The organism is Planctellipticum variicoloris (genome assembly GCF_030622045.1).
GTDB classification, from domain to species: domain Bacteria; phylum Planctomycetota; class Planctomycetia; order Planctomycetales; family Planctomycetaceae; genus Planctellipticum; species Planctellipticum variicoloris.
Map to the genome: position 1 here is coordinate 2,320,958 of NZ_CP130886.1, position 19,540 is coordinate 2,340,497.

The window sequence follows — 19,540 nt, forward strand, 5'->3', positions numbered from 1 at the left end:
GAAACGAGGAAGCCCTGGCGACCGCAGGCCGCCAGGGCTTCCCGGAACACATTGATCGTCGACGCGGCGACCGAGGTCAGGCATAGGGCCTTCCGCTGGTCGCCTTCTGCTATTCACTCTACATCAGCCCAGAATCTTCGTCCGCAGCGACGTCAGCAGGCTGACCGCGGCGCCGATGTCCTTCTTCTGCTGAACCGGGTCGTGAGGGATTTCCCGTTCGATCGTCAGCGGGCCGGTGTAGCCGATCTCCTTCAATGTCCGCAGATACGTCTCCATGCCGACGTCCCCGTCGCCCAGGGCGACTTCCCGGCCCCAGCCCTTGCCGCGATCCCCTTCAGCCGCCCATTTGGCGTCCTTGCAGTGAATACTGCCGACGTATCTCCCCACTTTCTTGAGAGCTTCGATCGGATCGCCAGTGCCGTAGAGGATCATGTTGGCGGGGTCGAAGTTGATGAACAGGTTCGGCCGGGCGACGTCGGCGATGAACTCCAGCAGGTGGTCGGCTGTTTCCTGCCCGGTTTCCAGGTGGACTTTCTGGCCGCCGGCGGACACGTAATCGAGCAGGTCACGCGTCACCGCGAGCAGGTCCTGGTAACTGGCGCTCGTCTTCTCCGGCACAAAGCCGATGTGAAGGCCGACGGTGTCGCAGCCCAGGAGCTTCGCAAAGTCGGCAATCTCCTTCATCTCCTGCACACGAGCGGCGCGGGTCGCTTCCGGGACCAGCCCGACCGTTCGCGCCGTCGTCGGGATGTCCGCGTAGCTCTCGCCTTCGAAACCGCCAAAGACACAGGTGACGGTAATTCCTGCGGCCTTGCAGCGGTCGAGAAACTTCTGAGCGGCCTCGGGCGTCCGGGACTCCTTGTGCGGGGCATGAAGCTGGACGGTGGGAATCCCCAGATCCTGAGCAACTTCCAGATGCACGCCCAGCCCGGCATCTACAGAGGCAAACACACCAATCGACCACGGCTGCATGGAACGACACTCCTGACCAGACGGAACGACGGTCTCAGACCGGCACATATGCCTGAGAGTTGATCGGAGATGCTACGGGAATTCGGGACACAGAACCAGTGACGGAAAGTCGAACCACGAATGACACGAATCGGCGCCAATGAAGACGGGGACAATGAGAGAAACCACGGAGAACACGGAAGTCACGAAACGGAACGAGCACCACAGCGAACTTGGCCGTATCCTGGCTCGCTTCTCCTCGATTCGTGCTGATTCGTGTCATCCGTGGTTACGTCTTTTCAGTCCGGTCGGGAGCGAGCCGATCGAGAGGGACGCCGAACAGTTCTGCGGCCTGGCGGCTCAGCGCCGTCCAGTCGAAGTGGTCCACGGTCCACTGCCGGGCGGCTTGGCCCATCGTCTGACAGCGCGTCGGATCCGCGAGCAGTTCCGCCAGAACCTTCGCCACGGGTTCGGGCGTCTCACACGGAACGACGAACCCCGTGACGCCCGGCGAAAGGGTCTCGGCGGTGCCCCCCGAATCGCCAGCGACGACGGGCGTACCGGACGCCTGCGCTTCCAGCAGGACCATCCCGAAGCCTTCGATGTCGGTCCCGATCTGTCGATTGGCGAGCACGAACACATCGGCCTGCTGGTAGGCCAGGCGCAGCGTTTCGTCGGAGACCTTGCCCATGAACAGGACATGATCGGTCTGGCCTTCCTTGGAGGCAAGTTCCTGCAGATACTTCAGATCTTCGCCGCCACCAATGATGGCGTAGAGGACGTCTGGAACGGTCTGCCGGATGCTCTTCAGGGCGCGGATCATCGTGTCCTGACCCTTGCGGCGCTGCAGTCGGCCCGCGGTCAGCAGGACGGGGCGGTCTCCCCAGCCGAGACTCTGTCGGACCGAGGCGTCGCGCGGGGCCGGAACGAAGTAGCTCGTGTCGACGCCGGGATGCAGCAGATGCACCCGTTCGGCGGGGACGCCCCACTGCTCGGTGACGACGCGGACGCTGTTCCGGCTGTTGGCGATCACCCCGGCGGCCTTGCGCAGGACGCGCCCGGTCATCCAGCGGAGCTGGCGGCTCGAGAGGGTGCCGGTCGCCCCCCCCTGCATGTTCGCGTTCACGTCTTCGCCGTGCACGTAGACCGTGTAAGGAAGTCCGGTGAATTTCTGCAGCAGCAGCGCCAGCCAGCCGCACGGGATACAGCGGCCGCAGTGGAGCTGAGTGATCTCGCGTTCGCGGATGGTCCGGCGGAGAGCCCGGAAGGCCTTCCAGTACTGACGCAGCGACGACCAGCGGGTGAGCCCCCAGTCCTGCAGCGTGAGAGGCGTCCGGACGACGTCCAGCGCGTGCGTGGCGTCGAACGTCGCCGCACCGGGATCGTCCCCCACCGCCAGCGTAAACAGGTCCGACGGCATGCGGCTGTAAGTCTCCCAGAACCAGCGGCCGCTGCCGCCGACCTTGGGGGGAAAGATTTCGCTGACGAGGAGGGTTTTCATGGGGGGAATTGTGGCCGAAACAGGCGGGAAGATGCCAGCTTGCCGGGGAGAGTCAGGAAAACTCCTACGCAACGGCCAATTCGGTCTTCCCCACGCCGGTCAGGCCGGCGAAGAGCATCGCCGAGGCCGGTTTGCCGGGGGCGGAGAGCCCCGCCTTGATCAGCCGCAGTTCGCGGGCGGCCGTTTCGACGGCGTTCGGCTGGCCGACCACGGCGGCGGAGAGGGCGGCGGCGAAGTCGGTCTCGTCGCCGCACCCCAGCAGCGTCTCGGCGGGAATGCCAGTCCGCTCGTGCAGCACGGCGGCGATGTCGGCCAGTTCCAGGTTGTGCCGGTCGCTGTGCTGCATCAGCCGCTCGAAGGCCAGCCGTTCGCAGGCTTCACGGAGGACGTTGATGTCCTTGGCGGGATGGTACTCGTTCAGCAGAAAGTGCGAGGTCAACTGCACCGTCCGGCGAACCAGCTCCGGGGCGATCGCGACATCCTGCGTCTTTGCAAACTCCGCGGCATGCTCGGCCGCGATGGCTTCGGCGGTCGCTTCGTCCGGTTCGTGGAGGTCGACCCGCGCGAAGTACCGCAGCATCTCGGCATCGCCGGCGACGAGATCGGCGTACTCCCAGGGAGTCATTACGCCAATGATCCGCAGCCCCGGTCGGTCGAGCAGACTGCACAGGAGCGGCCGATTCGATCCGCCTCCAGCCCGGCGTAACAAGGAAGCGATGCCGTCCAGGCAGAGCACCAGCTTCGGTTCGTTAACCGTCGACGCAAAGATCGACTCCAGGCAAGCACGGCTGTCGTCCGGGCTGACGTGCCGGCAGTCGATCCAGCGGAATTTGTGTTCGGACAGGAAGGGGATCTCGCCGGACGATGCCCGCCGGGCTAGGTCCTGAACAGCATGTGAGCGGCCGATGCCGGGGAGGCCGATGAGGAGCGGGTGGCAGCGGCGGGTGCGAAAGAGTGTCGAAATGATGGGTGAAAGCGCCATTATGGTCGCCACTGCTCCAGCATTAGCACTGCTCGTGTTCAATCTCCAACACTGCGCGGCACGATGCGCCATGCTGCCTTCCCGAGGCGCTGCAGTGCTGATTCGATCAACAACGTCGGCCCCGCTGGTCTGCATTTGAGATTCCGTTGGCTTATTCCGAACTCGCAAACACGAAGTCGATGCCCAGCGCGCCAGTCCGTTCCTGCACGATACCGAGCACTCTCTGCCCGATCCGCTTCGGAGGATCGTGGCCCAGCAGCGGCCGACCGCGATAGTCTAAGAACGCGACGAAGTGGATGTGTAGAGCACGGTCGACGATCCGTCGTGTCGGGGGCATCGCTCCGTTCTATGAAGACGCATCACAATATTCGCTGCCATCAACTTCGGCCACTCCTTGCAATCCTGATTACCGCAATGACCGCCGACCTGCCCCCCTCCCACCCACGGCGATCACGGCAGACGGCTAAAGAATCACAGAAACGATTCATACAGGAAGCTGAAGTCTCAACCAGACGCTAGGAACGCCTGCGACGAGCAGCGATGAGGCCACGGACAGGGTCATCATCAGGAAGGCTCCACTCTGCTACGGTTTCTCCATCTTTGAACACCTTGCGCTTGGTGCAAATCCCGAGATCATAAGTTTCAGATTTGTTTAGCGTTCCATCCTCGTTGAGATACTCAATCTCTCCATCATAGACATTGCCATTCATTGCTCCACGGCATTCAATCCGTCCGTTCGGGTAGTAATCAACGAATGGCCCTGACTTAACGCCGTTCTCAAATGACACTTCTGATTCAATCGATCCGTTCTCCCTCCTAACCACTGCCTGTCCCTGAAACGGCTTCCCTTCATGCGAGTAGGTACTGTCTATTTCCGAAACTAGATCATCCCAGTCTACCGGCATATGCCACCTCCATTATGCTCAATCGGTTGGCACGTTAACACCATGCGTAAGGTCGCGGCAATACCCACACCGCGGAACTTGCCGACAGCTCTTGGAACTTGACCGATTCACCATCCACAATTCACTAAGATCGATTGGTAAGCCTGCGCGGGTCCGCGCCCACAACGCCTCATTTAGCGCTTGCATCTCTGCGTGTTCGCCAGGCTGGCTGTATACCCACCTACCCAATTCATCAGCATTACAGCGGAACAAGTCAATGTCAGTATTCTCAAAGAAATCCTTTAACCGGTCATTCAAGAATGGATGCAGTGGTGTCGGGAGCGATGTATTGTTGAGTCCGGTGAATGTCTCGCAAGTACGCGAGTCTATTAGCCCAGTCTCAACAGGTGAGCGAAATCTCTTAGGACGCAAGTCATTCTCTTCGCCGGCCCTTCGCGCGGCAGTCCTGAGTTGCCTGTAGAACTCCTCCCATTCTCCCCTCGTCATTGTGCGTTCAGCAAGGCGATCCGCCGGTGATTGAGGGGCGGGGGGCTGAGACCCGTCTATCGACGGTTCTGGGGACCGAATGGGACAGGAATCAAAAGGACTCGAACCGTCTCGTCTGCAGATCGGTTGACTTCCGCGAGGCCGATTAAGACGAAACGTATCCGGCATATCATCGACATGCGAGATACTGGATAATCTAAGAGCCCGTCCAGCCAAGCCGAGTTCGCCGAGCCCGCCAATCAACTCCAGGAAGTCAAGTGTCGCGGCTGCATCGCAACGGGCCTGATCACGCGATCCTTGGAAGAAATCGTGCTCGCATTGGAACTCATTGCGGCGGTCCTGACGAGCGGCCTTGAGAAGTTCCTCGCGTCGGAGTACCAACGTTGAGAAGCTGTTGCCGGCTAGTGCCTTCAGTAATGCTGTCGTGAACCAATCGTCCAGAGACTTTGCGATCTGGTAGTCAATTCTCGCCAACCACGCTCGCTCCTGGTCAGTGAGAGGACGCCCCATTTCGTAGCCGTGACACGCACAGAGGACGTCAATCTCGTAGTTAGACAGAAGGGCGTCATCGGTAGTGCCTTCTTTGTCTGGCAAGGGCGGAAGCGGCTTGTCTGGCGGGATGTAGTTCGGAGATTGCAAAACTTTAGCGCCGGGATTGTATTTTAAGATGGATTGGATGACGCTGGGACTTGTGTGCGGTGGACGAAAGTCGATAGTAGCTGGAATTCCGGGTTCGTCCGACGGGATTTCGATGACCCAATACCCGGGCGGCCAGTTGGGGTCGCCAAGGCCCGTCGGATCTGTGTACTGGACCGGTTGGTTGGTGATATAGCGATAAAAGTTGGTGTCGCCTGCCCGCAATCCGGTCGGATCCTGGGACACAAACCTCCCACTGGCCGGGTCATAATCCCGCGCTCGCAGGTTGTAGAGTCCAGTCGCCTCCTCCTGCCGATACCCAACCTGCCCCACCCAGCGGTAGGGATTCTCGGTCGCGCCGGTCGTCTCGACCGGTTCCCCGAACGCCTGGTAGCGGTAGTCGTCGGTGACGGCCCCGGTGGCGTCGGTCAGGCCGGTCGTGCTTCCCAAGGCGTCGAAGCGGTAGTACGAGCTGTCCGTCTCCCGCCGCTGGCTGACCAAGTCGCCGAACGGTTCCGCCTGGTAGGTGTACTCCGCCTCGACCGCGCCGACCTCGTCGGTCTCCCGCACGACGTTGTTGTTGTCCCACAGGAACCGCGTGACGATCACGCCGTCGTCCTGCTCGACGATCCGCTCCTCGGCGTTCTTGTTGACCGGCGACCAGACGTGCGTGACGACGTCCCCCGCGGGAAGTTCGATCTGAATGAGCTGATTCTCGGCGTTCCACGTGTAGGTGGTCAGCTCCAGCGCCGGCGTTTCCAGGCGGGTGCGATTCCCCGCCGGGTCGTAGCTGTAAGTCGTGTTGCCAGAGAACGAGGTCGACCCGAGCAGCCGATTGGCTCCATCATACACGCTGGTCGTCCGATCTGTCTCGGTGATTTCCACCGTGCGATTGCCGGACGGGTCGTAGACGTAGGTCGTGCGGTAAGCGTTCGCCCCACTGCGGGCCTCGGCGAGGAGCTGCCCGGTCGGGTCGTAACTCCAGGTGACGCGGGCCTGTTCGCCCGCCGAGACGCCGAGCCCGGACCAGCCGGACGTCGTCAGGTTCGACCAGTCGGTCGCCGTCAGTTCGCTCCAGCCGGTGGAACCGGTCGCTTCGATCACCCGTGTCCGCCGCCCGGGCGCTTGACACCTCCCGCTTCCAACCGGGACAATTCGCCCATTCGAGGCGAACTGCCCGCGCAGTCGCCCTGCCGGGACTCTCATCCGAAGACTGAGGACTGTGATGCACAAGCTGGTGCTCTGGAGCGTGATGGCGTTGACTGTCGGGACGACGGCCGCCGTGGCCGAACTCCCCGTCAAACTGGACGAATTCGCCCCCGTCGAGGATCTGGTTGCGGAAGCAAACGACCGGATCGCCGACCTGACCGGCGACCTGCTCAAGACGGAAGAATCGTACGAAGAGCACGGCGACAAGATCCGCCAGGCCGCCAGCATGCTCGCTGTCACGGCCCAGGCCATCGCCGAGCACCCGTCCGCCAGCGAGTTGAAAGCCGCGGCGCCGAACCTGCGTGACGCGGCGATTGTCATTGCCCGGAGCAAGACCTTTACCGACGCCGGCAAGGGCGTCGAGCAACTCCAGGCGGCCGTGAAGGGCGAAGCCAAGGGAGCCCCCGTCGAATACGACTGGGCCAAATTGACCCGCATGCATCCATCGATGGAGGAAATGAACGCCCGCGCAACGCTGATGCGACGGTTGCTGCGTCGTCCCAAAGACCCGGCGGCCGACAGCCGGAACTGCCTGGCGATCGCGACGCTGGCCCTGGCGACGCACGCCGACACCCACGAAGTCAAGAATCCCGGCGACATCCCAAAGTGGAACTCGCTTTCCAAGGAACTGGCCGATCACATGGCCTCTGCGGCCAGAGCGGTGAAGGCCAAGGACAAGGACGCCGCCGCCAAGCACTTTGCGGCGGGCATGGAAACCTGCAGCCGCTGCCACGAAGTCTTCAAGGACCAGTAGGAAAATCGCTACCTGCCGCGACCGCGAGCCGCGCGGGGAGGAATCTCCCGCGGCGATGAATTGACTTTCGGCAGGCCCTTTCGTACCGTTCTCAACGTCGCCGCCGCATGCTGCGACGTCGTGTCTCCGTAGCTCAATTGGATAGAGCGTTGGCCTCCGAAGCCAAAGGTTAGAGGTTCGAGCCCTCTCGGGGATACTTGCCAATTTTGCAGACTGAAAGGCAACGGGATTCTTGACGGTCCTCTTCGGATTCGGTCGGATCGCCCCGATTCGATGCCTTCGGACTCGTTCCCGGCTTTGGCCGATTGCTTGCTTCCCTGCAGGACGCAGCCGTTGACAGCCTTGAAGCTGCCATCAGGCGACCAGGAGGCTTCTGCGATTTCTTGAACGCGACTCGCCAGTTCAAGGTCACGTGCAAGCGTGTCCGGCGGGCGTCGGCGAAGAGGTCGCCGGCCCAGAGCCCGCCGTGTGACATTTGTCAGGCATGCGCAGGCGGCGCCCAATCTCGTTCGGCACGCTTTTTGCGCAGGCCGATTGAGATTGTAGTCTTTCTCCCTGCGGAGGGAGTGGCGATGGCGGAGAAGGGGCTGACGGAGGAGGAGCGGCGGGAGCTGATTGGTCCTTTGGCCGGGACCGTCCTGCTGCGGCGCATCTTTCCGCTGCTGCAACGATTGGCTCCCTGCGGGACAGAACGCGACACCGCTCGCAACCGGCAGCTGTTCTACAGCCAGTATGCCGCGCTCCTCCTGATCGGCTTCTTCAACCCCGTTCTCAAGTCCGCCCGGGCGCTCGTCGCAGCCTCGGGACTGAAAAAGGTCCAACAGCTCGCCGGCGGGCAAAAGGTCTCGGCCGGGGCCTTCTCCGAGGCCTCGTCCGTCTTCGATCCCTCGCTCCTGGAAGGACTCGTTCACGAACTCCGCCGCCAGTTCGCCCGGCATCAGTTCCGCGTGAGCCGCAGCGGTCGGCTGGGACGCCTTCCCAACCCGATCGTCGAACGTCTCGTCGCCGTCGACGGGACCGTGCTGTCGGCCTTGCCGCAGATCGCCGCCCGGCTGGGACGCGGTTCTCAAGGCCAGTGGCGGCTGCACACCCAGCTTCGCATTCACGACCAGAGGGTCGTGGCCTCGACCCTCACCGAGGAGCCGGCCAAAGGGCCGCACTCCGAGCGCGCCGTCACGCTCCAGCAGATCCAGGCCCGCGAACCGCAACCCGCCGGTGCGCCGGGAGACCTTTATATTCTGGACCGGGGCTATCGCTCGGCCGTGGTGTTCAACGAACTGGTCGAAGCCCGCTGCGACTACGTCTGCCGGCTCAATCGCGGGGACGGTCGCGTGGTCGAGGGACCGGTCAACGACGCGAACGGTCATGCGGTTCAACTCCCCGCGCTCACCGAAGCCGATCGCGCCGCGGGGGTCGTGGCGGATGAACTGATCGCGCTGGGCGGCGGCAGCGGAGCCAGTCCCGCAAGAACCAATCACGTCGTGCGGCGGATCACCGTCGAGCCAGTGCCCGGTCGACCAAGTTCGGCAAGGCAGGGGCGGCTTCGCAGCGACCAGACCGGGCGGGAAGGCCTGATCCTGGCCACGACGCTGCTGGATCTCCCGGCCGAACAGGTGGTGCTAATCTATGAATGCCGGTGGCAGATCGAGCTGTTCTTCCGGTTTCTGAAGCAGGTGCTGGGCTGCCAGCAACTGCTCTCGGCGAAGACGCGGGGCGTGGAGATCCAGCTCTACTGTTCGCTGCTCGCCGGGCTGCTCCTGGCCCTGGCGACGGGAGGCAACCTGTCGCGTCGAGCGTATGAAATGGTCTGTCTCTACATGACCGGCTGGGCCGACGACGAAGAACTCCTCGCCGCCTTCCCCCAGCCGCCATAGATTATGCAAGCACCGTGCCGAACGAGATTGGGCGGCGCCTGTCGATACCACCACATCACCACCAGTCGGGTTGAAGTCCGGGCGCGTATTCGCCGTTGTGCAAAGCAAGCCTCTCTGGCGGCCGGAGGGCTGAAGCTGCATGACGCTGAGCCCCTGCCCCCGCAGCAACTCCTACGCGAGGAGGACTGGCGACGGCCTGCCGGTGTAAGGCGATACCCTCCCCCGCCGACGCGGGCAGGCACGTCAAGTCCAGCGTTCGGCAGTCGCCAGGAAAAAGCCGCCGGTCGAATTCGAACGGACGACTTGCGGTCTACGGAATGCAAGCCTGTCGTCGGAGGTTGAGCGCCAACGAGGCCCTTGGAATCCACGCCCATCACGCACGCATTCGCCCCCGCAGGGGTCGCAGAAACATTGACGGCGGAGATCATTCCGTCGCAGCCACATCCTTCGGGACCGTGAGCGATTCACTTCGACGTTAGAATTTCACAAGCATTGCCCCGCCCGTAATGAAGGCTGTCGCTTCATTGACGTGTTCGGCCTGCACGTCGTCCTTGTTGTCCAGATCCGCAATTGTGCGGGCGACCTTCGCAAGTCGATCCATCGAGCGCGTCGAAAGACTCGTTTCTGTGATAGTCGACTTGTACTGACTGAATGCGTTGTCGGAGAACTGGCAGTAGTCCAGCACATGCCCGCCCGGAATCGCAGCATTGAACGGAATCGGCTTTCCGTCAAAGCGTTCGTGCTGTCGTTTGCGCGCCCGTTCAACCCGAGCCCGAATTCGCGGTGAAGCGCCTTCTTCGGTCGGTGCAAATCGCTCTTCCACCGACAGTCGTTCCATATCGACTTTTAAGTCGATGCGATCAAGAATTGGCCCGCTGAGTTTCTTCTGATACTTCTCCACGTCTGCTTTACGGCAGGTGCATTGCGGCGTTCCGAAATAGCCGCAAGGACAGGGATTCATAGCGGCTACCAACGTGAAGCGACAGGGGTAGCTGACAGTAGCCTGTACTCGTGAGATTGTGACGGTGCCCGATTCCAGCGGCTGGCGCAGAGCCTCAAGCGTTGGTCCACTGAATTCAGCTAGTTCGTCAAGAAACAGAACTCCCAAATGAGAGAGCGTGATTTCACCTGGGCGTGCCAGCCCGCTGCCGCCGCCGACGAGCGACTGCTTCGACGCCGAGTGGTGGACAGTACGCATCGGCCGTCGAGTCACGGCCATGCCATCGCGTTCTAGTTCGCCACACGCCGAATAGATCTTTGTCAGTTCGACTTTCTCGTCGTCACGAAGCCGCGGAAGAATACCGGGGATCGCACTGGCAATGAGTGACTTGCCTTCACCGGGAGGGCCAATCAGGAGCATGTTGTGCCCGCCAGCCGCAGCGATCATCGCTGCCCGTTTGGCTCGCTCCTGTCCCCGAATCCGGCCAAAATCGACCGCGCGATCGATGGCGTTCTCGAACTCGATCGGCGTAGCCAGAGCGTTCTCCAGCTTCTTCCTCCCCGCAAAGAACGCGATAACGTCCTCGAGTTGCGTGACCGGATAGACGCCGCAGCCTTCGTGCCCGGGTTTGGCGAGAATCAGGCAGCATTCCTTTGCGTTCTCAGCCGGCACGATCAGCTTTTGCCCGGCCTTCGCTTCATAGGCGAGCGACAATGCACCGGGAACACGGCGGACCTCGCCGTGGATTCCAAGCTCGCCCATGATGATATAGCTGTCCTCGCGGCTCTCGGAGAGGTCGGGGAGAAGACCTGCAGCCTGCAGCGAAATGACCGCCAGCGGCAGGTCAAGCCACGTACCCTCCTTCGGAAGGTCGGCTGGTGCCAGATTGATTAGGATTTCTGCTTGCGGGGCGGGAACTCGCAGCTTTGCAAAGGCACCAATGATTCGCGCCGTGGCCTCACGAATTGCTCCCTTTGCCATTCCAGTGATCGAAATGGCAGATCCCCAGGACATGCCTTCATCATCAACCGACAAGGCGCGGGCCTGGATTTCGATCAGCTTGCCTTCAATCCCGAACAGGACTCCGCCTCGAAGCGTGTGATCTCGGTTCGTGAGATCTGCCAGTTCGCGTTTGGACAAAAACGGACGAAACAAAGGCATCTTGGCGTTCATCGGCAGCAGACCCTCGGAACACTGACATCATAAATGAGATATCAAAAGTGTACACGGGCCGTCGGTGTCGACGCCATCGGGCGCAGCGGATCGGAAACAGAATTGCGAAAGGTAAAACGCAGATGGCCGTTAACTCGCCACACCCGAATACAACGGCTCAATCACGCTCCCGTTCAGCAGATGATTCGGCCGTCCCAGCGGGTCGAACAGGGCCACGTCGTGACTCACGCCCAGCGCGTCGAACAGCGTCGTGCAGACGTCCGCCGGGGACCACGAACGCGTCACCGGATACGCCGCGATCGCGTCCGTCGCGCCCACCACCTGGCCGCCGCGAATCCCCGCCCCCGCGAACAGGCCCGAGTAGGCGTGGGCCCAGTGGTCGCGGCCGGGGACGGTCTGGCCAGGGAGGACCGAGACGCGCGGCGTCCGGCCGAATTCCCCCATCACGATGACCATCGTCTCCTCCAGCTTGCCCGAGGCCGACAGGTCGTCCATCAGGGCGGCCAGGCCATTGTCGAGCTGCGGCAACAGGACATTCTTGAGCCGGCCCCAGTTGTCGACGTGCGTGTCCCAGGTCTGCACGATCCCCATCGCCGCCTGGACGATCGGCACCCCCGCTTCGATCAGCCGGCGGGACAGCAGCAGCGACTGCCCGAACTTGTTTCGGCCGTACCGCTCGCGCGTCGCGTCGTCCTCCTGCTGAATGCTGAACGCCTTGGCCACCTTGTCCGACGTCAGCAGCGAGAAGGCCACGTCCTGCTGCTCGGCGAAGGACGTCGTCCGGCCGTCTCCCTTGAGCGTCGGCCGCTGGTTGATCGTATCGAGCAGTTCGCGCCGGGAAACGAGGCGCGGGGCGGTCAGGCCCGGCTGCAGACTCAGCGAATCGATGCGGAAGTTCGCGTCGTTCGGATCGTGATTGATCTGCCACGGATCGTGCTTCGGCCCCAGGAACCCGGCGTGCTGCCCCGGCCAGGTGAGGGGGCCTTCAATGTAATAGTTCGGCAGCGTCACGCCCGAGGGAATGCCGTCGTTCCGCGGGCGGACGTAATCGAGAGCCGCGGCGAAATTCGGAAAGTCGTTCCGCGATTCGACGCGATCCAGATCGCTGCCGCCGCGCGGCAGCGGCGTCGGCCGCCCGGTCAGGGCCACGTGCGTGGCCAGCAGGTGATTGTGCTCCACATGCGACATGGTCCGCAGGATCGTCCAGCGGGCAAGCTGCTCGGCGAGCTTCGGCATGTGCTCGCAGATCGAGACGCCGGGGAGCGCGGTATTGATCGACGAAAACTCGCCGCGGACCTCGGCCGGGGCGTCCGGTTTGGGATCCCACATATCGAGCTGACTCGGCCCGCCGCTCAGCAGGACCAGCAGCACCGACTTGGCCCGTCCGATCCCCGAGGACGACGCGTCCGCAGGCTTCGGCGCAAAGGGAACCCCGGCCCCGATGACGCCCGCGGCGCCCACTCGCAGGAAGTCTCGACGATCAAATGCGAAACGCGGTGAAGTCATCGGAAAAAATCCTCGGCGGGAGGAGTCAGCGTCGGGCGGGAAAATCGGCGGGATCGGAACGGTATTCCGACAACATATTCATACGGGCTTGCGCGTCCGTAAGCAAGACCGGTTGTGCAGGCGGCCGGGTGGCCGGGGCTGGAGCGTCTTCGCGAAGTCCCGGTTTTCCGACGCAAATCCCCTCAAAGACCGGGGCTTCCCTTCGGTCCAGCCCCGGCCACCCGTCATTGCACGGTTATGGTGTCGACTGTTCCATCGCCGTTTGTTGATGCGATTTGTCGCGTAGGTTGCTATGACTGGGGACGGATCGCCGATCTTGCGTACTATCCGGAGGAACCATGCATACTCGCCGACAATTCCTGGGAGCAATGGGAGCCGGGCTGTCACTGGGATCTCTCTCCTTCGCGGCCGATCCGACTCCGGCGAAGAAACGCCTGGCGGTCGTCACGACCGAATGGCGGAACCGATCCCACGCCTGGCACATGGCCGAACGGTTCCTCGTCGGCTATCCGACGCAGGGCAAGTGGCATCACCCGCCATTCGACGTCGTCGCAGCCTACGTCGACCAGCAGCCCGAAAACGACCTCAGCCGATTGCGCTCGAAGGAATTCGGATTCCCGATCTATCCGACCGTCGCCGAGGCGATCCGTTGCGGCGGCGACACGCTGGCCGTCGACGCCGTGCTGATCATCGGCGAACACGGCAACTATCCTGACAACGAATACGGCCAGAAGAAATATCCGCGGTACGAGTTCTTCAAGCAGGTGACCGACGTCTTCCGCAGGGACGGCCGGACGACGCCGGTCTTCAATGACAAGCATCTGTCGTGGAAATGGGACTGGGCCAAAGAGATGGTCGACATCTCGCGCGAGCTGAACTTCGGCTTCGCCGCCGGATCGTCCCTCCCCGGCACATGGCGGATGCCGTCGATTGACATGCCCTACGAGGCCGAGGTCGAAGAAATCCTCTGCCTGGCGATCGGCGGCCTCGACAGCTACGACTTCCACGCCCTCGAAGTGATCCAGTGCATGGCCGAACGTCGGCGCGGCGGAGAGACCGGCGTCGTGGCCGTGCAGGGCCTGCGCGGGGATGCCGTCTGGCAGGCGATGGCAGCCGGAAACTGGCAGGGGGGCGGCTGGGATCCGGCACTGTTCGAAGCCTGCCTCTGTCGCACGCAGACTCTGGGCCAGCCGGAGACCTTCAGCCATCGGCATCCGACGCCGGAACAGATCCGCGAATGGGTCAAAGACCCGATTGCCTATCGCATCGAGTATGCCGATGGCCTGAAGGCGACGATGCTGCTCATGAACGGTCTGGTCGGCGACTTCACGTTTGCCGCGAGAATCAAGGGCCGGGCCGAGCCCCTCTCGACGCTGTTCTACCTCCCCCAGACGCCAAACGTGACCTACTCCGCCGAACTGATGGCCAAGGCGGAAGCGACGTTCCTGACCGGCAAAGCTCCGTGCCCGATTGAACGAACGCTGCTGACGACGGGCCTGGTCGAAGCAGGAGTCCGTTCGATCGGCACCGGACAGAAACGGCTGGAAACGCCGCACCTGGCGGTCCGTTATCAGGCCCCGCGGGAGTCGCTGTTTCTGCGGAGCTAAGGGTCATCACCGGGTGGCCGGGGCTGGACCGAAGGGAAGCCCCGGTCTGGATTCCAACGGCGCCGGACCGGGGCATCGCGAAGACGCTACTGTCCCGGCCACCCGCTAACAATCTGATAGATCTCCGATTTGGAACTTGATGTTTGGTGTTTGGAACTTTTTAGAATTTAGAATTTCGAGTTTCGGATTGGAGCTTGGCGTTTGGAGCTTTGCTCCAGCCAATTCCACGTGACAGCCGATGATTCATCAGTTATTCTTGATGGGTCTGGTCGGGGCGGGAATTCCCGACGGTTCGTTCGTTGTCCGCAGGGCCGATCCGATGCATTCACCGCAGCGCTGGCAGCATCCGCGGATTTCCCGTCGCACCGCCGTGCAGGCCGGGGCTGTTGGACTACTTGGGTTGGGGATGAATCATCTGCAGCCGTTGAGGGCGGCAAATCGGTCGGGGACTGCGGCACGAGCCCGTTCGTGCATCTATATCTTTCTCTCGGGCGGGCTCTCCCAGCACGAGAGCTTCGATCCCAAGCCGGAAGCCCCGCTCGAAATCCGCGGCGAGTTTCAGCCGATCGACACGGCTTCGCCGGGACTGCAGATCTGCGAGCACTTGCCGGGCCTGTCGCAGCGCAGCCGGCACTGGTCGGTCCTCCGGTCGCTGTCGCATCCGACCAACGACCACACCGCCGGTCACTATTACATGCTCACCGGCCGAAGCATCCCGTCCCCCGGCTTCCGCGGCGACCGCATGCCCCGCTCGTCCGACTGGCCGTCGATTGCCTCAGTTGCCGGCGATGCCGTCCGGCATCAGCAGGCGAACAATCTGCCGCCCGCGGTCGTGCTGCCCGAGAAACTGGTCCACTGGTCCGGCGGAACGATCCCCGGAGCCTTTGGCGGCTTGATGGGACAGCATCGCGATCCGTTCTTTATCGAAGCCTCCCCGTACGGCGATCCCTTCTGGCGCGGGGCCTACCCCGAATACACGTTTCCGAACGAGACCAGGAAGCCGCCCAAGCATTCGGACGACCGCGTCTTCGAGGCCCCCAATATCAAGCTCTCGCCCGGCCTGAGTCTGAGTCGGCTCAACGGTCGGACAGAACTGCTTCGCGAACTCGACCGCCAGCGGGCCGAACTGGAGCGCTCGGCGACGATGCAGCAATACGACAACCACCGCGAATCGGCGGTGTCGCTCCTCTCCGCGGAGTCGGTCCGCAAGGCGTTCGACGTCACGCGGGCCGACGAGGAGACGCAGATCCGTTACGGCCGGAACAGCTTTGGATGGTCGCTGCTGATGGCCTATCGGCTCGTCGAAGCCGGCGTGAGTCTGGTGCAGGTGAACCTTGGCAACAACGAAACCTGGGATAACCACGGCGAGATCTTCCACCGGCTGCGTGACCGGCTCCTGCCGCCGACCGATCGCGCCCTGTGCGCTCTGATGGACGATCTCGAAGTCAACGGGCTCCTCGACAGCACGCTGATCGTGATGGGGAGCGAGTTCGGCCGGACGCCCAAGCTTTCGACGCTGGCCGATTCGTACGTCGGAGCAGGACGCGACCACTGGGGGGCCGTGCAGAGCGTTTTCTTCGCCGGCGGCGGCGTGATCGGCGGACAGGCGATCGGCTCGTCGGACGCGGTCGGCGCCTACCCGGCGAGCAACCTGCAGAAGCCGGAGAACATGGCCGCAACGATCTACCAGTCGCTGGGGATTCCCGACACGGCCGTGTGGCACGACGAGGTCAATCGGCCGCATCCGATTTACCACGGGGCCCCGATCGCGGGGTTGATGTAGCTCGTGGTCATGGCGCGAATGGCCCGGACTGGACTGAAGGGGAGCCCCGGTCTTCGAGTTGACACGCACAGACCGGGGCATCGCGATGACGCTCCTGCCCCGGCGGGGTGGCCGGGGCTGGACCGCAGGGAAGCCCCGGTCTGGATTCCAAGGGCCCCGGCCATCCGGCGATGCGCGCTGAATGTGCACGGCGATCAGCCGACGGCACCTCTCGTCCGACGATCAATTTCGGAGCCGGCGGTCATCGACGATTTCGTTGGTGAACGGTCCCGGAATCGGCTTGGCGATGGTCAAGTCGGAGTCCTTGAGGTCCACGACAGCCTCTTCGCCCGTCTCCGCCATCTGGCGACCCCGAGCGTCCAGGACACGTCGGACGATCGGTTGGAAGGGGAGGTCGTCATTGAGGCGGAGGACGGTGGCAACCGACCCGTCGCTCAGGACGACATAGCTGCCGATTGGATAGATGCCGATACAACGCACCAGACCGCGAATGACATCCGGATCCTGCTTCCTGGCTTCGGCCTGCTGCAGCAGTGAAACCATTGCGGCATATCCCAGCATCGGCGGGCGGTCGGGACGCGGGGCCGTCATCGCCGCATACGCGTCGGCCGCGTGGACAATCCGGGCCATCGGATGGATCGACTTCGTCGTGCGTCCGCGGGGATACCCCGAGCCGTCGGGTTTCTCGTGGACCTGATAGGTGATGATGGAGACGATCTTCGGCAGCGAGTTCATCTGCTCGATGAGGTGCGCCGTGTGGATCGAATGCTTCTGGATGTCGAGCATTTCTCCAGGAGACAGGCAGCGCCGGGCATCCAGCAGGTGTTGCGGAATCTTCGCCATTCCCAGATCGGCGAGCATGCCGGCGATCCCGATCAGGCGGACGTTGTCCGCATCGAAACCCATTTTGATCCCCACGGCCATCCCGAGCGTGGCCATCTTTGTCGAATGCTCGGCCAGCGACCGTTTGCCGGTTGCAGAGAACGTGGTGCTGATGGTTGAGGCAAAGTCGGCAACGAGGGATTTCAAGGAACCGTCCGTTCCCCGGCTCACCTTCTCGCCTCCGCTGACTGCACCTCCAGCGGCGATTCGATTCATCATCGATTCGACGGCCGCCGCATTGTGCTGGTGGAGCGCCGCAGCCTGCGCCTGATGTTCGCTGCAGTAGTCGGACTTCCCGTGCCAGACGACCTCGTCCGCGACGGACGGGCCGCGATTGCGGACGCGCAGACCGTTATTCTGGACAAACTCATCGATTTGACGATTCAGAGCCGTTTCCAGCATCCGGAGCTGCTGCTCCTCGCGCTCCGGAAGACCATCGTTTCCGGTGAGTCGTTGAGCGTCGACGGCGTTCAGCAGCACCTCGAAAATGCCACGCGCGCGGAGCTTGTCCAGAAAGTTTTCCGTCATCATCAGGCCCGCGGCAAGCAGCAGCGTGCCATCCTGGGAATAGACGGGATACTCAAGGTTTTCGTTCAGGCGGAGCGCATTGAGCGGGACCGAGACGGCGCTGGCCATTGCGTTTTCCTGGATTCCGTGAAACTGTCGACCAATCGACACTCTTGCGGTGCTTCGAAATTCGTTTCTCCAAAGAATCTTGATCGGCGGTTCTGGGATGGAGACTTAGACGAGAGTTCAGTGCAAATCTGGATGCGACATGCAGACAAAACGCCTGTGTCGATCGCGCAAGATTCTCTGGACGGATAACAGCGAATCTTATCCGCACCCGCGCAGATTGTGATGTTGTGTGCAGGGCGATGGGCGCTGGAGTGTCAGGCAGAAGTCTTTTGTGCGAAAGTACCTGCGGCCGTGGAGCGACCGTTGCGGGACAACGGCCGATTGGGATCGAGTTCGCAGAAACGTGACATGGCGAAAGCTCGTCAGGTTTTCACACGGCGATATCGGAATCAAGCAATTTCTTCCGCTTCCGACATCGATTACCTCGCCGAGTCCATCCGACTCATCAGCCACGCATGCAGCGAAGCGGCCACCTGCTGATACCCCGTCGCATTCGGATGCACGCCATTGTTGTCCGGGTAGCCGCCGACTGGATCGAGATTGAGTTCCGTCGGCACCACGAAAACCCCGTCGGTTTCCCGACCGCCGAACTGCTGGAGCTGTCGCTGGACGAGCCGGTGCTGGATCCGCTTCCAGCCCCAGCGGGTGTACTTTCCTTTGTAATTGGCCTCGAAGCCCGATTCGCGGGCGTTTGGCGGCGTCGTCAGGCAGACCGCCAGCTCGGCCCTGGGCGCCGCCTCGTGAAACGCCTTCAGCAGCGTCTCGGCCTGGGCGAAGACCTGATCGATCCGCTGATCCATCGCGGCCGGGTCGTTCGGGTTGGCTCCGAAACAGTCGTTGATTCCGAGCAGAAACGTCACCACATCCGGCGTCTTGCCGCCGCAGGAGTCGCGGAAGTAGCGGGGCACATCGAGCTTCGGCTGATCGTCTTCCAGAAAGACAAACGGGCTGCTGTGTTTGCGCTGGGCGGGATCGGGGTTTGGCTCGTAGTGTTTGACGAAACGCTCCCACGTCCAGCCGCCATAGCCTTCGTGAGCGACTCCCGGCTGCGCGCTGGCCGGGCGATGCGTGCCGAGCATGGTCCAGGCGGGCATCCCCGATTCTGAGAGCCGGCGGGCAAGGTCGTTCGGATAGATCGTCGCATGCGTCAGGCTGTCGCCGACGATCAGCAGCGTCAGATGGCGTCCCGCCCCCGCGGTGACCGGGGCGACGCGCCACGTCATCGACTGTTCGGCGAGCTTCCGATCGCCGTCGAAGACGACGACCTTCCAGGCGTGGTCGCCGACGTCGGTCGCTGCAGGCGTAACAGTCCAGCGGCCGGCTTCCGCGGTTCCGAGATCGCTGCTGACGACGAACCGGAGTTGCTCCGGATGCTGCGTCAGGACGATGTTGTCGAAGTAGACGTTCATCTCGGCCCCGGCGACGGCATAGCCGACGGGTGGCAGCGTGAGCCGAATGTCCGCTACGGAGTCCTCGGCGCGGACCCGCAGAGGATGTCCCAGCAAACTGACCATGACCACTGTGAGCGAGAACAGCCGGAGCATGCGGTTTTCCAAGGGAGGGACGGGTGACAGACTTTCGCGGAGTATTCGACAGTCCGATCCTGCTGTCAATCACCAGCTTTTTAAGGGGGGGGGGCGGTTGCAGTCCGCTCGGGGACGCGTGAGACTGCAGCTTCCGGATTATGCACACAAGAATGCGACATGAGTCGGAGC

At 62.6% G+C, this 19,540-nt stretch carries 14 protein-coding genes and 1 tRNA gene; 5 read left to right on the forward strand and 10 right to left on the reverse strand.

Annotation, left to right across the window (positions count from 1 at the left end):
- Positions 1-123: 123 nt before the first annotated feature.
- The 6 genes from SH412_RS09070 to SH412_RS09095 all read right to left on the reverse strand — a co-directional run bounded on the left by SH412_RS09070 (position 124) and on the right by SH412_RS09095 (position 6,565).
- Complete coding sequence (locus tag SH412_RS09070) at positions 124-972, reverse strand: sugar phosphate isomerase/epimerase family protein (RefSeq protein WP_336523189.1); 849 nt, start codon at positions 970-972, stop codon at positions 124-126.
- A gap of 268 nt (positions 973-1,240) precedes the next feature.
- A complete protein-coding gene (locus tag SH412_RS09075; RefSeq protein ID WP_336523190.1) occupies positions 1,241-2,452 on the reverse strand; it encodes a glycosyltransferase family 4 protein in 1,212 nt (403 codons plus the stop codon).
- A gap of 64 nt (positions 2,453-2,516) precedes the next feature.
- Positions 2,517-3,434 (reverse strand): ATP-dependent Clp protease ATP-binding subunit, encoded by a 918-nt coding sequence (locus tag SH412_RS09080; RefSeq protein WP_336523191.1) that lies wholly within the window; start codon positions 3,432-3,434, stop codon positions 2,517-2,519.
- A 151-nt stretch (positions 3,435-3,585) separates the two neighbouring features.
- Positions 3,586-3,771: a hypothetical protein gene (locus SH412_RS09085; RefSeq protein ID WP_336523192.1), complete on the reverse strand. Its 186-nt coding sequence runs from the start codon at positions 3,769-3,771 to the stop codon at positions 3,586-3,588.
- A gap of 178 nt (positions 3,772-3,949) precedes the next feature.
- Positions 3,950-4,339 (reverse strand): toxin-antitoxin system YwqK family antitoxin, encoded by a 390-nt coding sequence (locus SH412_RS09090; RefSeq protein WP_336523193.1) that lies wholly within the window; start codon positions 4,337-4,339, stop codon positions 3,950-3,952.
- Between the two features lie 18 nt (positions 4,340-4,357).
- On the reverse strand, positions 4,358-6,565 hold the full coding sequence (locus tag SH412_RS09095) for an RHS repeat-associated core domain-containing protein (RefSeq protein ID WP_336523194.1): 2,208 nt from the start codon (positions 6,563-6,565) through the stop codon (positions 4,358-4,360).
- A 121-nt stretch (positions 6,566-6,686) separates the two neighbouring features.
- On the opposite strand from SH412_RS09095, the gene SH412_RS09100 reads away from it, so the two are divergent.
- From SH412_RS09100 to SH412_RS09110, 3 genes are all read left to right on the forward strand, one after another.
- Positions 6,687-7,424 carry a hypothetical protein gene (locus SH412_RS09100; protein WP_336523195.1) on the forward strand — a complete coding sequence of 246 codons (738 nt, stop codon included), beginning with the start codon at positions 6,687-6,689 and terminating at the stop codon, positions 7,422-7,424.
- Between the two features lie 122 nt (positions 7,425-7,546).
- Positions 7,547-7,620: transfer RNA gene (locus SH412_RS09105), tRNA-Arg, on the forward strand.
- A gap of 376 nt (positions 7,621-7,996) precedes the next feature.
- A complete protein-coding gene (locus SH412_RS09110; protein WP_419555790.1) occupies positions 7,997-9,298 on the forward strand; it encodes an IS4 family transposase in 1,302 nt (433 codons plus the stop codon).
- Between the two features lie 475 nt (positions 9,299-9,773).
- On the opposite strand, the gene SH412_RS09115 is transcribed toward SH412_RS09110, so the two are convergent.
- Positions 9,774-11,411, reverse strand: coding sequence for a YifB family Mg chelatase-like AAA ATPase (locus SH412_RS09115; RefSeq protein ID WP_336523196.1), 1,638 nt, complete (start codon positions 11,409-11,411; stop codon positions 9,774-9,776).
- A 129-nt stretch (positions 11,412-11,540) separates the two neighbouring features.
- Positions 11,541-12,917 (reverse strand): DUF1501 domain-containing protein, encoded by a 1,377-nt coding sequence (locus tag SH412_RS09120; protein WP_336523197.1) that lies wholly within the window; start codon positions 12,915-12,917, stop codon positions 11,541-11,543.
- A gap of 338 nt (positions 12,918-13,255) precedes the next feature.
- Between SH412_RS09120 and SH412_RS09125 the strand changes: the two genes are divergently transcribed.
- Positions 13,256-14,524, forward strand: coding sequence for a hypothetical protein (locus SH412_RS09125; protein ID WP_336523198.1), 1,269 nt, complete (start codon positions 13,256-13,258; stop codon positions 14,522-14,524).
- 238 nt (positions 14,525-14,762) lie between these two features.
- The gene (locus SH412_RS09130; RefSeq protein ID WP_336523199.1) at positions 14,763-16,307 is read left to right on the forward strand and encodes a DUF1501 domain-containing protein; all 1,545 of its coding nucleotides are present in this window, start codon (positions 14,763-14,765) and stop codon (positions 16,305-16,307) included.
- A 222-nt stretch (positions 16,308-16,529) separates the two neighbouring features.
- On the opposite strand, the gene SH412_RS09135 is transcribed toward SH412_RS09130, so the two are convergent.
- Complete coding sequence (locus SH412_RS09135) at positions 16,530-17,825, reverse strand: HD-GYP domain-containing protein (protein WP_336523200.1); 1,296 nt, start codon at positions 17,823-17,825, stop codon at positions 16,530-16,532.
- Between the two features lie 419 nt (positions 17,826-18,244).
- The gene (locus SH412_RS09140; protein WP_336523201.1) at positions 18,245-19,369 is read right to left on the reverse strand and encodes an SGNH/GDSL hydrolase family protein; all 1,125 of its coding nucleotides are present in this window, start codon (positions 19,367-19,369) and stop codon (positions 18,245-18,247) included.
- Positions 19,370-19,540: the final 171 nt, after the last annotated feature.

Bases quoted from the DNA above. Each gene is read 5' to 3' on its own strand.
- SH412_RS09070 (WP_336523189.1), bottom strand. From the start codon at position 972: ATGCAGCCGTGGTCGATTGGTGTGTTTGCCTCTGTAGATGCCGGGCTG.
- SH412_RS09075 (WP_336523190.1), bottom strand. From the start codon at position 2,452: ATGAAAACCCTCCTCGTCAGCGAAATCTTTCCCCCCAAGGTCGGCGGC.
- SH412_RS09080 (WP_336523191.1), bottom strand. From the start codon at position 3,434: ATGGCGCTTTCACCCATCATTTCGACACTCTTTCGCACCCGCCGCTGC.
- SH412_RS09085 (WP_336523192.1), bottom strand. From the start codon at position 3,771: ATGCCCCCGACACGACGGATCGTCGACCGTGCTCTACACATCCACTTC.
- SH412_RS09090 (WP_336523193.1), bottom strand. From the start codon at position 4,339: ATGCCGGTAGACTGGGATGATCTAGTTTCGGAAATAGACAGTACCTAC.
- SH412_RS09100 (WP_336523195.1), top strand. From the start codon at position 6,687: ATGCACAAGCTGGTGCTCTGGAGCGTGATGGCGTTGACTGTCGGGACG.
- SH412_RS09110 (WP_419555790.1), top strand. From the start codon at position 7,997: ATGGCGGAGAAGGGGCTGACGGAGGAGGAGCGGCGGGAGCTGATTGGT.
- SH412_RS09115 (WP_336523196.1), bottom strand. From the start codon at position 11,411: ATGAACGCCAAGATGCCTTTGTTTCGTCCGTTTTTGTCCAAACGCGAA.
- SH412_RS09120 (WP_336523197.1), bottom strand. From the start codon at position 12,917: ATGACTTCACCGCGTTTCGCATTTGATCGTCGAGACTTCCTGCGAGTG.
- SH412_RS09125 (WP_336523198.1), top strand. From the start codon at position 13,256: ATGCATACTCGCCGACAATTCCTGGGAGCAATGGGAGCCGGGCTGTCA.
- SH412_RS09130 (WP_336523199.1), top strand. From the start codon at position 14,763: ATGATTCATCAGTTATTCTTGATGGGTCTGGTCGGGGCGGGAATTCCC.
- SH412_RS09135 (WP_336523200.1), bottom strand. From the start codon at position 17,825: ATGGCCAGCGCCGTCTCGGTCCCGCTCAATGCGCTCCGCCTGAACGAA.
- SH412_RS09140 (WP_336523201.1), bottom strand. From the start codon at position 19,369: ATGCTCCGGCTGTTCTCGCTCACAGTGGTCATGGTCAGTTTGCTGGGA.